Genomic DNA, 15,564 nt, shown 5'->3' with positions numbered 1-15,564 from the left:
CCTTCGTTTGTTCCTTGCAAGACAAAGATATTGACTAATTGCGTATGTTTGTAAAACTTAAAATGTTAAAGTCCGATTATTAGGGGGCTAAACCAGCTGCACATTGTTAAAAGTCAAAACTACCTTTTTTTGTCGGTGAACAACTAAAGAAAACCGTTAATTTACATAAGTTTAACTAGAGATTATGTGTTTTTCTTACATTAGAATAAAGTCTTTTAAACCCTCACTATAAAAATTATTGACTACCATATTTTTTTGTACAAACAATTGAATGTTACTTAGTAAAATGTAATTAGTAATACTAGTGCGTTGGTCAAATACGTTTGCAATCTACAAATCATTCACATTAAAATTTCTTCACGATCTTCATAATTAAATTCGTTTCTGAAAATTCAAAAATAGTAATTAAAATTTTACTTTGGTTGCATGCCATTCAAAATAGTTTAAAATCCATGATTGCAATTAACGTTTGTAATCGCAGTGATTTTTAAAAGGGATCAAAAAAAAAATAAGTGATTTTTGAAAAAAATATGAATCTAAAAAAGTTCTTAATTTAAAATCACTAATATTTTATAAAAAAAAAGAGGCAATCTCTGGGGGGAGACAACCTCTAAATTCCAAAAAAAAACTAACTTATATTTTTACAAAAATGTTGGTGTAATATTTTGTTCCGTTTGTTGGATTTGTTCTAATTGCGATGCCGAAATTAGTAAAATTGCCTTCAATATTTGCTTTATGTCCTGGGCTAGCTAACCATGCATCAAAAGCTGCTTGAGGAGTACTATAATTGTAAGCAATATTTTCACCTACAGTTTTTGCACCTAAAACTTTAATGATATCTTCGGAACGAGCAACAAAATCATTATGATTAACGACATTGTTTGCGATCATATAATTGTCATGCTCCTCTGACTTTATAGAGATATAATTAATTTTTTCTAATGGATTTAATCCAATACTAATTCTATATTTATTTATTAAATCCAAAGTTTGATTTTCGGAAGTACTGTAAGAATAATTAGCTACAATTGGAGAAGAAACACTTGCCGCTTGCCCGACTGAAGAATCCGAAGAACAAGAAAACATGGTATTTATTGCTGAAAAAAGTACTAATGTACGAAGTAAATTAAATTTCATAAAACGTTAAGTAGTTCAAATTTAAAGTAGATTGTGGGGCAAACTTCTTTAAAAAAAATTATAAATATTATTGCTTATTAATATTCAAAACTATTTTTTTTATCGTCTAAGTACCAAATAAAATCGACAAACTACACAATATTAACAACTTATACCATTCTTTTCTTACATCAAGGAGAGAGTCGTTCTATTTTCCAAGCGAAATTTTCTTGGCTTGTGTATCGAATTCTGTCGTGTAAACGATTTGGCCTTCCTTGCCAAAACTCAACTTCGACAGGAGTAACTAAAAATCCTCCCCAGTGATCTGGTCTGGGAATTACAATTCCTTCATAATCGTTTTCTAATTGTTTTAAATTTTCTTCCAAAAAAGCACGAGAAGGAACAACCTCGCTTTGATTTGACACAATGGCTCCTAATTTGCTTCCGTCTGGTCTGGATTCGAAATAATTGTCTGAAGTAATTTCAGATGTTTTGTGAGCAATTCCTTTTATAATAACTTGTCGCTCCATAGAATGCCAAAAGAAAGACAAACATATTTTTGGATTATCAGCAATAGCTTTTCCCTTTTCTGAATTATAATTTGTATAAAAAATGAATCCTTCCTCGTTAAATTTTTTCAACAAAACAACCCTTGATCTTGGAAATCCATCTAAACCAATTGTAGCAACGGTCATCGCATTTACTTCCTCGTTTCCTCCAAATTCTTCTATTTCATGAAACCATCGGTGAAATAAATTAATAGGATCTTCGGGGATATTTGATTCCAATAACTCACTCTTTTCATATGATTTTCTGTAATGACTTAAATCTTCCATATTTTTGATATTTTCTATTATTGTTATCGTATTATCTTTGAAACTCATTCAAATAAATTATTTTTTTTACGTTTAAAACTCAAAAATTTTTCCATCATCAGCTAGAAGTACTTCTGGAAAAATAGTTTCAGCTTCTTCTTTAAAAAGAGCTATACTTTCATAACGTGTAGAGTAATGTCCTAAAATTAATTGCTTTGCATTAGATTTAAAAGCAATCATCGCAGCTTCCTTTGCAGTAGAATGAAGGGTTTTTTTAGCTAAACTTTCTTCTGATTGTAAAAAAGTTGATTCATGGTATAAAACATCTACATTTTCTACGATTGAAAGTATAGATTCATCATAAGCTGTATCCGAACAAAAAGCATAATTTTTAGCGGGAACAGGATCAAAAGTTAATTTGTCGTTTTCAATTATCCTCCCGTCTTCCAAGGTAATGTCTTTACCATTTTTTATCTTCTGATAATAACACGTATCGATTTCATAATTTTGAACTGCATCCAAATTAAGTTTCCTCTCCCCTATTTTTTCTTGGAAAAAAAAACCATTGGTATACACACGATGTTTTAACGGTATGGTTTTCACCAAAACCTTTTCGTCTTCAAATATTATTTCGCTTTCTGTTGATTCCAATTCATGAAAAAACAAACCATAATTTGTCCAAGAATTTGATAACCGCAATTGTAATTTGATGATTTCTTTAATTCCTTTTGGACCATAAATATGCAAATCGGTAGTTCTATTTAACAAACTGAAGGTCGAAACTAAACCAACTAACCCAAAAAAATGATCTCCATGTAAATGCGAAATGAAGATATGATTAATCTTTGAAAACCTGATTTTATTCTTGCGTAGTTGCACTTGTGTACCTTCTCCACAGTCGATTAAAAAAAGTCTGTTTTTTATGTCTAAAATCTGTGAAGTGGGATTGGTAAAAGTTCGAGGTGTAGCTGCATAGCAACCAAGTATTGTTAGTTTCAAGTTCTTGTTTATTCGGTTATTGTGTATTGGTTAAATCAATTAAACGGTTAAACAAATAACCGAATACACTGATTTAAAAACCTAAATCTCTTTCAATTTCTTCCATTTCAATAATATCATGCGCTTCTAATAATGAAGGTACGACAGTTAGTTTACTGGAAACCGCATTAAAATCAAAATCTGAGGTAACTACAACAAATGATTTTTTAGCTTTTTTATGTTGTTTTGATAAAGGTTTAAATAATTTGATGTCATTTGCAGAAAAATCTTTATACTGTAAAAGATCAATAATTATATTGTGTTTTTCAAATGTTTTATATTGATGGGTAACTTTCATCAAAAAAGAGGTAAAATCACCTTGTGTATCTCTAATGGTTATCGTGTGGGCTTTTTGGTCTACTTTCATTTTTTTTGAATTTCAGAGATGATGAATCGAAAAATTTTTATTAAAAGCTAATTTACAAAGTTTTCTATTAATTTACTGAATTTTTGAAGCCAAAAGATAAATAACCGCCATTCTAATTGCGACCCCATTTTCGACTTGGTTTAAAATCACAGATTGATGTGAATCCGCAACTTCACTGGTGATTTCTACACCACGATTTATAGGACCGGGATGCATGATTACAATTTCCTTATTTAGGGAATCCAATAAAGTCTTATCAACTCCATATTGCTGTGCATATTCTCTAGTTGAAGGAAAATAATTCACATCCAATCTCTCATTTTGGACTCGTAACATATTAGCGACGTCACACCATTCCAACGCTTTTCTCAAATTAGGTTCGACCGTCACACCAAGAGACTCAATATATCTTGGAATAAGTGTTTTGGGCCCGCAAACTTTAACTTCTGCTCCCTGCATTTTCAAAGCATATATATTTGATAAGGCAACTCGGGAATGCAAAACATCACCAACAATAACTACTTTTTTCCCAGCCACTTCTCCCAGTTTTTCTCTAATCGAATAACTGTCTAACAAGGCTTGTGTTGGATGTTCATGAGCTCCGTCTCCTGCATTTACTATGCTCGCTTTAACATTTTTTGACAAGAAATAGGCAGCTCCAGGATTGGCATGTCGCATGACTACCATATCCACTTTCATCGAAAGAATATTATTTACGGTATCAATTAGTGTTTCTCCTTTTTTGACAGAAGATTGCGCTGCCGAAAAACTAATAACATCTGCTGACAGTCGTTTTTGTGCTAATTCAAAAGAAAGTTTTGTTCTTGTACTATTTTCGAAAAAAATGTTAGCTATTGTAATATCTCGTAAGGAAGGTACTTTTTTTATTGGTCTATTGATGACTTCTTTAAAATGATCGGCTGTTTCAAAAATTAAGTCAATATCATTCTTGTTGATGTATTTTATACCTAATAAATGATTTACGCTTAATTCTTTCATTTTTTTTACGATTATTAGTTTTTTAAATAATTAGATTTTAAACTGATTCTAAATCTAATTTGTGATCAAATAAACGGCATCTTCACCATCATTTTCTTTCCAACTCACCTTTACTTTTTCGTTATTTATCGAATCTACCTGCCTCCCTCTATAATCTGGTTGAATGGGTAAATTACGACTAAAACGTCTGTCAATTAAAACTAGTAATTCTATTTCCGAGGGTCTTCCAAAAGATTGAATAGCTGTCAAAGCTGATCTGATACTTCTACCGGTAAATAAAACATCATCAATAAAAATGACTTTTTTGTTTTCAACGATAAAATTAATTTTGGTTTTATTTGCTTCTAATGGCTTATCCGTTCTTCGAAAATCGTCTCTAAAGAAAGTAATATCCAAGTAGCCTAATTGAATTTCGGGAGTATCATATTCTTTTTCTAAAATTTCTTTTAAACGTTCTGCTAAAAAAACACCTCTCGGTTGTATTCCTACCAATATGGTATCCGAAAAATCTAAGTGTTTTTCAATCAACTGACAAGCCAAACGATGCAATATGATAGTAACTTCTTTTGCAGTAAGTAATACTTTTTGACTCATAGTAAAGTGTAGTGTTTGGTTTTGCAAATATACAAATTCCCCTTTATGATTTTATTTTAAAAAGCGAGAAAATAAGGAATCAATTACTTACCAATAGAATCTGTATCGCCTTATGCCAAATATACTCTAACTTTCCTTAATTCTCTATTTCAAACTAACTAAAAAGCATTAAAACAAAGATAGTTTTAAATAAAAAAATAGTTTTAAATCATTTAATTATAAAGTTTAATATTTGTAACTTATGTCATCCTTTTAATAAAAAAATTTTGCAATAATTCATATGAATTATATAACATAATAACTTTTCTGTTTTATAATTTTACATAATAAATCAAAATAATTTAACTAAAAAAAAATATCATGCAAAAAAAAATTACAAGATTATTAATGCTCTTTATAGTATTAATATCATTTACAGGATGTTCAGTAATTGAAGGAATATTTAAAGCGGGAATAGGCGTTGGTATATTTATCGTAGTAGCAATTATAGCCGTAGTTGTACTAATTATAAGTAAAGTTTTCGGTAAAAAATAATTTAAAGATTAATTACAGTTTGACTTTTATTTATAAAATAGTACTCTGTCTAATAGTGAAAACCCGCAATTCAAAATTTGAATTGCGGGTTTTTTTTATCTAATTTTATTTTCTTATCTCTTGTCTAAATAAGCCAAAACGTTTTTTTCAATTCGTTCATCAATATTAGAAATATCTGCTTTTACGAATTTTTCACCAAGAATGTTTTCATATAATTCGATATATCTTTCTGAAACGGTTTCTATATATTCGTCAGTCATATCAGGAATTTGTTGTCCTTCCAGACCTTGAAAACCATTTTCTATTAACCAACGACGAACAAATTCTTTGGATAATTGTTTTTGCTCCTCGCCTTTATCTTGTCTTTCCTGATAGCCTTCTGAATAGAAATAACGAGAAGAATCAGGTGTATGAATTTCATCTATTAGAACAATTACACCTTCTTTGGTTTTACCAAATTCATATTTTGTATCTACCAAAATCAATCCACGGCTGGCGGCAATTTCGGTTCCTCTTTGAAACAAAGCTTTGGTGTATTTTTCTAAAACTAAATAGTCTTCTTCAGTAACAATTCCTTTTGACAGAATGTCTTCTCTAGAAATATCGGCATCGTGTTCACCATTATCTGCCTTTGTTGTTGGCGTAATAATAGGTTCCGGAAATTTGTCGTTCTCTTTTAATCCTTCTGGCATTTTCACGCCACAAATTTCTCTTTTTCCAAGCGCATATTCGCGAGCAGCATGACCTGAAAGATAGCCACGTATCACCATTTCTACTTTGAAAGGGGAACATAAATAACCAACTGCAACACTTGGATCTGGTGTAGCAATTAACCAATTAGGAACAATATCTTTAGTCAATTCCATAAATTTAGTGGCAATTTGATTTAGAATTTGCCCTTTGTACGGAATTCCTTTTGGCAAAACCACATCAAAAGCTGAAAGCCTATCGGTCGCTACCATTACTAAAAGTTCATCGTTAATGTTATATACTTCTCTAACTTTTCCTCTATAAACTGATTTTTGATTTGGAAAATTAAAGTCAGTCGTTGTAATTGTATTGCTCATTATAGTTGTTGTGTTGTTTTAATAAATGCAAATTTAAAATTATTTCATACAGATTCAATAAAAAAAAGTAGTTTTTACTTACTCTGTTTTTCAAGAAGCGTATTGTTGAATAAATTCAGGATACGGCTGTATTCATCTACCCAAGAATAGGTTTCTTTAAAACCATGAGCTTCTACAGGGAAACTTGACAAGCTCCATTTTTTCTTTCCTAATTCTATAAATCGTTGTGATAAACGAACAATATCTTTGTACTCTACATTGTCATCGACCATTCCGTGAAGCATTAATAAATTGCCTTCAAGATTATTTGCAAAATAAAGTGGAGAACTTTTTTTGTAAGCATCTGGATCTGTTTCCGGGAAATTAAGAATATTTCCGGTGTAGCCATGATTGTAATGTGCCCAGTCCGTCACCGAGCGTAATGCAGCTCCTGATGCAAATTCTTTTGGAGCGGTAAGCATAGCCATCAAAGTTATAAAACCGCCGTATGAGCCACCATAAATCCCAACTTTATTAGTTTCGATTCCCAAATTTTGAACAATATAATTTTTACCGTCAATTTGATCCGATAAATCTTTTCCGCCCATAAATCGGTAAATTCCAGTTCTAAAATCACGTCCGTATCCATCGCTTCCTCTATAATCAATATCTAAAACCGTATATCCCAAATCCGTCAATAAATTATGAAACATATATTCTCTATGATAATTGCTCCAATAATTATGAGCATTTTGCAAATAACCTGCTCCATGAACAAAGAGAATTGCTGCTTTATTGGCTTTGTCCGATTGTGGTTTGTACAATCTGGCATGTATCAAAGTTCCGTCTTCTGCCTTAAAAGTGATTACTTCAGGAGTACGCCATTCGTACCCTTTGAATACTTCGGTTGTAGAATTGGTTATTTGGCGCAACGTTGTATTTTTCTTATTGTCACCAATAAACAATTCCCATGGTTTATTTTTATAGGAATAACGAACCAACAAAGTGCTTTCATCGGGAGACAAACTTACTTCGTGAGCCCCATCCTTTGTCAGTACGGGCTGTAAAATACCATCGGAAACATTCAATTTATAAAAATCCCTGTTTCCCGGATGTGTTGTATTGGTCGTTAAATAAAAAGTCTTTTTGTCTTTTGATAAAGTGACATTGCGAACTTCCCAATCTCCTTTGGTCAGTTGCGTTTTCTTTTTTGAGTTTAAATTATAAATGTACAAATGAGAATATCCCGTTACTTCAGATTGAAAATAAATCGTTTGATTATCACCAAGAAATCCAAGTGTTCCCGAATCAAATGAATCAGACGGAATACCAGGTCCGCCAATCCATGCTTCATCATGCTGGTATTCAATTTCGTCAAAAGTTCCTTTTTCTAAATTTAGACTTATCAACCATCGGTCTTTATTGTCTTGACTTCTTATTTCAGCAATTGCGTGCGAACCATCTTGATTGTATATAGGTTCCGTAACTGCAATTAATTTATCTATTTTTTCTTTATTGCTCGATTTTTCATATAAACTAAGATATTTTGGCGCATCTTGAATATGACTCAACGCTGAAAAATTTACCATGGAAACAGTATCTTTTGCAATATTGTATATCCCAAATCTAGAGTTTACCAAATTATCTACCGATACTTTTTCTTTAGTATCAAAACTTTTATTGTAGCCATCAGCAGTAATAAAAGCTTCCATTTTTTCGCTTCTAACATCAGATTCTTCTGTTAATCTAAAGGTTGCATAATTACCATTTGGATTTATTTTTAGACTTTCAAATCTATTTTTTCCATAATAATATCCTTTTGGAAAATCAGATTTTACGGCGTTCTTTTTTGCCAAATTCCACTTTTTCTTCGCCTCTTGATCACGCACATATTGAAACAATTCAGTTTGTTGATTTTTCAAAAAAGAATCCTTTTCAGTATCTGAATCGGTTGCCTTGCCTTTCTTAAAATTGGTAATTTGAATAATGGTGCCTTCTTTGATATTGTACTTGAAGACATTATCATTTTGTTCAAAAAATACAATTCCTTCCTCAAAACCCAATTGTAAGTTTGAAATTGGACTGCTTTGTTGGAACAGTTTTTTGGAAATCTTATTTTTCACCGAATAAGAAAATAATCTTCCTTTATCAATGTAATAAAATAAATCGGAGTTTTTATTTCCTTTAAAATCCATTTTAGAAAATTCCGCTTCATTTAAAGGGGCAACTTCTGGTTTTGACAAACCGTTTTTCCAAAAATAAGTAGATAATCCCAATTCATTATTTGGATTCCATTCGAAATATACTTTTTTTCCATCCAAAGACCAACGACCATTTACTGGCTGTACGCCAATAAAAGCATCGCCTTTCATTATGTCTTCCAACTTTAGATTCTGACATTGACTTGTTACAGAAAAGAAAATACAGATAAGAACTGCTATTTTTTTATTCATTTTAGTTTGGGTTATTTTAAGGTTCATTTAGGTTTGGTTAGAAAATTATTGTGCTATTTTTAAGTTCAAAACAGTTTTTGAGAGGTATTTAGCGACACCATCATAATCATTTGAAGAAATTACTTCTAAATGCGAAAGTTTATTTTTTAAGCTGTCCGGCGCATTACCCATTACTAATCCTTTCCCTGTTGACTTCAGCATTTTCTCATCATTATATCCATCTCCAAAAGAAATAGATTCTTCAAAAACAAAATTCTCAATTTCCAAAATTTTAGCAATGGCTACACTTTTATCGACTGATTTATCCATGAATTCCAAACAAATAGGAAGACTAAAGGCATGACTAAAAATCTCTGAATGATTTTCTAAAATAGTGTCTCTTAAATCAATCAATTTTGAATGGCTTTCATGGGTGAAAAATAATTTTATTCCACTCAAATCATCCAAAGTATTAAAATCTACGAGTTCAGGTAAGTAGTTTAATTTTGTTTGAAAACTGTTCAGTTTTTCATTGTTTTTATTCGTTTGCCAAACGTTTTCTTTAAACAATACCGTAGTAATCTCAGGATCAATTTTTAGATTTAAGACAGATTTAATCGCATCACTTTCAATATCTCTGGAAAAAAGAAGTTCATTATTAGGGTTATGAATTCTGGCACCATTTGAAGTTACCAAATAAACAGGACATTCTAATTCGGCTACAATTGGATGTGCATCAAGATGATGACGACCGGTGGCAACAATTATCAAATAGTTTTCTTCATGAAGTTTTTGGAAAACACGCTTAGTATAGTCTGATATTTTATGGTGGGTATTAAGTAAAGTTCCGTCTAAATCGCTAATAACGACTTTAATTTTTTTCTTTATCATCTTTCGTTTTTCACTGTCATTTTAATAATTCCAAATTTATTCTATTTTAAAGAGATACACAAAAAAATAAAGTGATACGAAAGAGACAGAATGGATTTTAAATTTTGGTTAAAATAAGAAACGAAAGGCAAAAATTTTATCTACTAAAATCTTCGAGCCTTTCGTTTTATAATAAATTTAAATACTATTTCTAATCGTTATTTTCAATCATTTTATAAGCATCAATAACTTTCTTAACTAATCGATGTCTTACGATGTCTTTATCATCAAGATATATGATTCCAATTCCCTCCACATCTTTCAAAACCAATAATGCTTCTTTAAGTCCGGAAATTGTTCTCCTTGGCAAATCGACTTGTCCTGGATCTCCCGTAATCATAAATTTGGCGCTTTTCCCCATACGAGTCAGAAACATTTTCATTTGCGAATGCGTAGTGTTTTGTGCTTCGTCCAAAATAACAAATGCATCATCCAATGTTCTCCCTCGCATAAATGCCAAAGGTGCAATCTGGATAATTCCTTTTAAGATGTAATCTTCCAGTTTTTCGTTGGGTAACATATCACGTAAGGCATCGTATAAAGGTTGCATGTACGGATCCAGTTTTTCCTTCATATCACCAGGCAAAAAACCGAGATTCTCCCCCGCTTCCACGGCTGGTCGAGTCAATATAATACGCTTGACCTGCTTTTCTTTGAGCGCTTTTATCGCCATGGCAACACCAGTATACGTTTTTCCCGTTCCAGCCGGTCCAACGGCAAAAACCATATCATTTTTAAACATGGTATCTACCAGCAATTGCTGATTAGCCGTCATAGGTTTTATGATTTTACCCCCTACTCCATGTACTAATATTTTGTCTTGTCCTTGAAATTTTCTTTCTTCTTGCACATCACCAAGAATGACACGCTCTATTACATTATTATCAATTGTATTGTATCTGGTAAAATGTAACATCAACCGCTGAAATCGTTTCTCGAACTCGTCCAAAACTTCCTTTTCACCAAAAGCTTTTATTGTTGTTCCTCTGGCAACAATTTTTAATTTTGGATAATATTTTTTAATTGTTTCAAGATGAGTGTCTTGAGCACCCCAAAATTCTTTTGGAGCGATGTCTATGAGCTCGATTATCCTTTCGTTCAAATTAAGTAGTTTTTAGGTTAATTTAATGTCAATCGTAATCCAATTCCGTTTGAATTGGTAATTAAATCCAATTTTTGATTATTGCGTTGATTATCGGTAATAGTATTTTTATTGTTATATTCAATGACTACATTTTCTATTTTTTTAGAAAAACCAATTTTTATTGGAATTGCTGCTGCAAACGAAGCAAGTCCTATATAAGTTGCTAAACTGGGTTTTGATCTTCTACCACTCGTACCACTTTCACTGCCAGGTATTCCGGCTGAAATTATAGTAGAAAATCCATCCGAGAACGCATTATCAAATGCAACTCTCCCTAAATCAAATAAGACCATCCCCAATCCACTATACAACATAATATTCCCAATCGTTTTCTTTTTTCTTCCTGAGTTATAATCCACTAATAATTTTTCATTGTTTGCTAATAGCGCTCTGACTCCATCTGGTGAAATTTTATTGTTTTCAGAATCATTAATAGTACCATTTGACTTATAAATTAGTTTCTGAGAATACGATTGTAAACTATAAAAGAAAAGAAAAAGAAAAAATAGAGGTTTAATCATGTGTTAGTTTTATATTCAATTAAAAAATTCTATTTAATTAAAGCTTAAAATACTTTAGCTTTGCGTTTCTCAAATTTAATAAAATTAGATTTACATAACACCAATAGTTATAAACAAATTTATGTCAATAATTACCCTTACTACCGATTACGGCTTGAAAGACCACTTTGTAGGTGCGTTGAAAGGGAAGATATTATCTGAATATTCTGAAGCAACAATCATTGATATTTCGCATGAGGTAGACCCATTCAACACTGTTGAAGCAAGTTACATCATTGGAGCGTCATTTTCGAGCTTTCCAAAAGGTACTGTTCACCTCATTGGGGTTGATATGGAATTTAATAAAGAGAACCAACATATTGTCATGCAATGGAACGATCATTATTTTATTGCGGCTGATAATGGCATTTTAAGTATGCTTTCGCAAAAAATTGTTCCTCAAAAAATAGTGGCTATTAATATCCATGACCGTTTACCAAGTGAAGCAACTGATCTTGATGTTTTCGTAAAAGTAGCCTGTCATATTGCCAAAGGCGGTCTACTAAATGTCATTGGCAAAGAAATAAAAAGCATTAAACAAGTAACGGATTTACAAGCAGTTGTCTCCGATGATGGGAATTCATTAAAAGGCCATGTGATTTATATTGACCATTTTGGCAATGTAATTACTAATATTTCTAAAAAATATTTTATTGAAGTTGCCAAAGGTAGACCCTATGAAATTGTATTGAAAACCAAAAATATCAAAACCATTTTGCCTAATTATTCCGCGATTGCGAGTTCTGATAAATACCCAATTAAGTATTACGAAGGCGAAAAATTGGCGATTTTCAACGAAGCTGGTTTTCTTGAGATTGCCATTTTTAGAAGCAATCCTTCAAATGTTGGCTCCGCAAACAGCTTGTTAGGATTGAATTATAGAGATGTTATAAATATAGTATTCAGGTAGCAGTGGTCAGAAATCAATTTAAAAATCATAAATCGTTAATCATAAATCATAAATAACTATGTTAGTTAGAATTGTAAAATTGAGTTTTCACTTAGAGAACATTCCTGCTTTTTTAGAAAACTTCGAGTTAATGAAAGAGAAGATACGAAACGCTCCGGGAAATACTTTCCTGGAATTGTATCAAGACAAAGACAATAAATGTATTTTCTTTACTTACAGTTATTGGGAATCCGAAGAAGATTTGGAAAATTACCGAAAATCAGAACTTTTTTATGAAGTGTGGACTTTTACCAAGAAATTATTCAACGACAAACCAGAAGCTTGGAGCGTGGATAAACTGGTTAGTTTAGAATAAAAATTAGTTTAAAGTTTAAGGTTTAAAGTTGCAAGATTTGGAACTTTAGACTTTAAACTTTTCAAACCTTAAACAAAATACATGAAATCAATATTATTACGAGAAATAAAATCATTTTTTGGTTCGCCAATAGGTTACTTGGTCATTGCTGTTTTTTTAATAAGCAACGGACTTTTTCTTTGGGTTTTTGAAGGCGATTACAATATATTGAATACTGGTTTTGCTGATTTAGCACCTTTTTTTACTTTGGCACCGTGGATTTTAATTTTCTTGATTCCTGCGGTAACCATGCGCAGTTTTTCTGATGAAAAGAAACAGGGAACTTTGGAATTATTATTGACTAAACCATTAAGTATTTGGGAAATTGTAAACGGAAAATTTCTTGGGGCTCTCCTATTAATTGTAATGGCGATTATTCCAACATTCATTTATGTAATAGTAATTTCCCGTTTAGGAATGCCTGAAGGCAACATTGATATGGGAAGTACGATTGGCTCTTATTTTGGTTTATTATTTTTAATTGCGGGCTATTCTGCCATCGGAATTTTTACTTCCACTCTATCCGAAAATCAAATCGTCGCATTTATTGTGGCAGTGTTTTTGTGTTTCTTTTTCTATTTTGGATTCGAAGGTTTATCCGCTATTGTCCCCACTATTTCAAGTTTTATTTCATCCTTAGGAATGCAAGATCATTATAAAAGCATGAGCCGCGGAGTTCTGGACACAAGAGACATAATCTATTTTTTAAGTATCACGTTTTTCTTTCTATCCTTGACTGTTTATAATCTAAAATCTTTTAAATCGTAATGAAAATAGCCAAGAAAAATAATATAAAATCAGTTCTAATTACGATTGCTGTTTTATTGATTCTCAATGTAATAGGAAGTTTCTTTTTTCATCGTTTTGATTTAACAAAAGATAAAAGATATACACTTTCTCCCACTTCTTTAAACATCATTAAACAGGTGCAAAATCCTTTGTACATAAAAATATATCTACAGGGAGATTTACCGGCCGAATTCAAACGTTTGCAGCAAGAAACTACGCAGTTGTTGGAAGAATTTCAGGCCTATAATAAAAATATTGTTTTCGAATTCGTTGATCCTTTGGAGAACAAAGACGAAAGCATGGATAATATTAAAGAGTTGTATCGAAAAGGTTTAACTCCAATAAATATTACCGTTGATGACAAAGGGAAACAATCCCAAGCAATGGTTTTTCCTTGGGCAATTGCAGTCTATAATAATAAAGAAGTCAATATTCCTTTATTGAAAAACAGAATGGGAGCTTCAACTACTCAGAAAGTGATTGGTTCCGTACAACATTTGGAATATTCTATTGCAGATGCTTTAAATAAAATCACGAAAGACAAGCAAAAAAAGGTGGCCGTAATCAAAGGAAACGGTGAACTTCAAGATGTATTAATGGCAAAATTTCTAATGCAAGTCCGGGAAAGTTATCATATCGGACCTTTCACATTGGATTCGGTTGCCAAGAATCCTATTGGAAGTTTAGACGCTTTAGAAAAATATGATTTGGCCATAATTGCTAAGCCTACAGAAACTTTTTCGGATGCCGAAAAACAAGTTTTAGACCAATATATTATGAATGGTGGTAAAACTTTGTGGCTCGTGGACCAAGTTGCCATAGAAATGGATAGTTTGTATAACTCCTCCGGTTCGACTTTGGCCTATCCGAGAGATTTGAATTTGAATGATTTATTCTTTAAATACGGAATCCGAATAAATCCTGATTTGATAAAAGACGAACGCGGAAGTCCGATAAAATTAGCTTCAGGAGATCAGGGAAGTGCTACTCAATTTCAGGAATTCAACTGGAAATTTGCACCTCAGGTTTATCCAAACAGTCCACATCCAATTGTGAAAAATTTAGGCGGAATCAAATTCGATTTTGCTAATCCAATCGATACGTTAAAAAACGGCATTAAGAAAACTATTTTGTTGCAGTCTTCTCAATATTCGAAAAAAATAGGTACACCAAGTGAAATTAATTTGAATAGTGTCACAGAAGAAACTTCACCAAATGATTATTTGAACAAAGGAAATATTCCACTTTCGGTTTTATTGGAAGGTTCGTTTCATTCTATGTTTGAAAACAGGATTTTACCATTCGATCAAAAGAATTTTGAAACCAAAGGGGTAGCAAACAAGATGATTGTTATATCCGATGGGGATTTGATAAAAAATCAATTGGATAAAAATTTCCAACCAGTAGAATTAGGTTACGATCAACGTTCGGGAAATTTGTACGATAATAAAGATTTTCTAATAAATTGCGTCAATTATCTGCTAGACGATAATGGACTTATTAACATTCGAAGCAAAGATCTTGATTTGCCATTATTAGATAAAGATAAAGTTTATGAAAACTATACCATCACGCAATTCATAACTATTGGGCTTCCAATTCTTATTTTAGCATTTTTTGGACTCGGGTTTACTTTCCTCAGAAAAAGAAAATATAGTAAATAAGTCTTAAAATGTAAGGTCTTAAAGTCTAAAAGTGAAATACATAATGTGCAGTGAAAATTAATTGTTCCGTTATTTAAGTGGTCAACATTCCACTTTTCGAAACAAAATAAAACAAACATTTTTTTAAAACATAATTGATATGATTTACTTTCAGACTTTCAACTTTTGACTTTCAGACTATAGTAAAGATGTTAATAAAAAATTTTCCATACTAAAGTACTTTACGATATAT

General features: G+C 31.7%; 16 protein-coding genes. 5 read left to right on the top strand and 11 right to left on the bottom strand.

Annotation, left to right across the window (positions count from 1 at the left end):
- Positions 1-633 precede the first annotated feature (633 nt).
- The 6 genes from IWX84_RS12585 to pyrR all read right to left on the bottom strand — a co-directional run bounded on the left by IWX84_RS12585 (position 634) and on the right by pyrR (position 4,929).
- Positions 634-1,137: a CAP domain-containing protein gene (locus IWX84_RS12585; RefSeq protein ID WP_196851111.1), complete on the bottom strand. Its 504-nt coding sequence runs from the start codon at positions 1,135-1,137 to the stop codon at positions 634-636.
- Between the two features lie 170 nt (positions 1,138-1,307).
- Positions 1,308-1,952 (bottom strand): pyridoxamine 5'-phosphate oxidase, encoded by a 645-nt coding sequence (pdxH, locus tag IWX84_RS12580; protein WP_196851114.1) that lies wholly within the window; start codon positions 1,950-1,952, stop codon positions 1,308-1,310.
- A gap of 72 nt (positions 1,953-2,024) precedes the next feature.
- Positions 2,025-2,930, bottom strand: coding sequence for a ribonuclease Z (locus IWX84_RS12575; protein WP_196851110.1), 906 nt, complete (start codon positions 2,928-2,930; stop codon positions 2,025-2,027).
- Positions 2,931-3,003: 73 nt separating this feature from the next.
- Positions 3,004-3,336 carry a ribonuclease Z gene (locus IWX84_RS12570; protein WP_196851109.1) on the bottom strand — a complete coding sequence of 111 codons (333 nt, stop codon included), beginning with the start codon at positions 3,334-3,336 and terminating at the stop codon, positions 3,004-3,006.
- Between the two features lie 72 nt (positions 3,337-3,408).
- On the bottom strand, positions 3,409-4,335 hold the full coding sequence (locus tag IWX84_RS12565) for an aspartate carbamoyltransferase catalytic subunit (protein WP_196851108.1): 927 nt from the start codon (positions 4,333-4,335) through the stop codon (positions 3,409-3,411).
- A gap of 54 nt (positions 4,336-4,389) precedes the next feature.
- The gene (pyrR, locus tag IWX84_RS12560) at positions 4,390-4,929 is read right to left on the bottom strand and encodes a bifunctional pyr operon transcriptional regulator/uracil phosphoribosyltransferase PyrR (protein ID WP_196851107.1); all 540 of its coding nucleotides are present in this window, start codon (positions 4,927-4,929) and stop codon (positions 4,390-4,392) included.
- Between the two features lie 360 nt (positions 4,930-5,289).
- Between pyrR and IWX84_RS12555 the strand changes: the two genes are divergently transcribed.
- Entirely contained in the window at positions 5,290-5,463 is a 174-nt protein-coding gene (locus IWX84_RS12555) for a hypothetical protein (RefSeq protein ID WP_196851106.1), read from the top strand.
- 113 nt (positions 5,464-5,576) lie between these two features.
- Here IWX84_RS12555 and IWX84_RS12550 read toward each other — a convergent pair whose 3' ends face one another.
- The 5 genes from IWX84_RS12550 to IWX84_RS12530 form a co-directional block, all read right to left on the bottom strand.
- Positions 5,577-6,530, bottom strand: coding sequence for a phosphoribosylaminoimidazolesuccinocarboxamide synthase (locus IWX84_RS12550; RefSeq protein WP_196851105.1), 954 nt, complete (start codon positions 6,528-6,530; stop codon positions 5,577-5,579).
- Positions 6,531-6,604: 74 nt separating this feature from the next.
- Positions 6,605-8,962, bottom strand: a complete 2,358-nt coding sequence (locus IWX84_RS12545) for a S9 family peptidase (RefSeq protein WP_196851104.1) — start codon at positions 8,960-8,962, stop codon at positions 6,605-6,607.
- Between the two features lie 45 nt (positions 8,963-9,007).
- On the bottom strand, positions 9,008-9,832 hold the full coding sequence (locus IWX84_RS12540) for a Cof-type HAD-IIB family hydrolase (protein WP_196851103.1): 825 nt from the start codon (positions 9,830-9,832) through the stop codon (positions 9,008-9,010).
- A 190-nt stretch (positions 9,833-10,022) separates the two neighbouring features.
- Complete coding sequence (locus IWX84_RS12535) at positions 10,023-10,973, bottom strand: PhoH family protein (RefSeq protein WP_196851102.1); 951 nt, start codon at positions 10,971-10,973, stop codon at positions 10,023-10,025.
- 17 nt (positions 10,974-10,990) lie between these two features.
- A complete protein-coding gene (locus tag IWX84_RS12530) occupies positions 10,991-11,536 on the bottom strand; it encodes a hypothetical protein (RefSeq protein ID WP_196851101.1) in 546 nt (181 codons plus the stop codon).
- A gap of 121 nt (positions 11,537-11,657) precedes the next feature.
- Here IWX84_RS12530 and IWX84_RS12525 point away from each other — a divergent pair, with 121 nt between their 5' ends.
- The 4 genes from IWX84_RS12525 (at position 11,658) to gldG (ending at position 15,332) form a co-directional block, all read left to right on the top strand.
- Positions 11,658-12,485, top strand: coding sequence for an S-adenosyl-l-methionine hydroxide adenosyltransferase family protein (locus IWX84_RS12525; protein ID WP_196851100.1), 828 nt, complete (start codon positions 11,658-11,660; stop codon positions 12,483-12,485).
- A gap of 58 nt (positions 12,486-12,543) precedes the next feature.
- Positions 12,544-12,840: a putative quinol monooxygenase gene (locus tag IWX84_RS12520; RefSeq protein WP_196851099.1), complete on the top strand. Its 297-nt coding sequence runs from the start codon at positions 12,544-12,546 to the stop codon at positions 12,838-12,840.
- 81 nt (positions 12,841-12,921) lie between these two features.
- Positions 12,922-13,647, top strand: a complete 726-nt coding sequence (gldF, locus tag IWX84_RS12515; RefSeq protein WP_196851098.1) for a gliding motility-associated ABC transporter permease subunit GldF — start codon at positions 12,922-12,924, stop codon at positions 13,645-13,647.
- Positions 13,647-15,332 carry a gliding motility-associated ABC transporter substrate-binding protein GldG gene (gene gldG / locus IWX84_RS12510; RefSeq protein ID WP_196851097.1) on the top strand — a complete coding sequence of 562 codons (1,686 nt, stop codon included), beginning with the start codon at positions 13,647-13,649 and terminating at the stop codon, positions 15,330-15,332. The genes gldF and gldG overlap by 1 nt, the downstream gene beginning before the upstream one ends.
- Positions 15,333-15,564: the final 232 nt, after the last annotated feature.

It is taken from the genome of Flavobacterium sp. CG_9.10 (assembly GCF_015752245.1).
GTDB lineage: Bacteria > Bacteroidota > Bacteroidia > Flavobacteriales > Flavobacteriaceae > Flavobacterium.
Note: the sequence above shows the minus strand (reverse complement) of the source record. Positions and strands in the feature narration are given on the sequence as shown.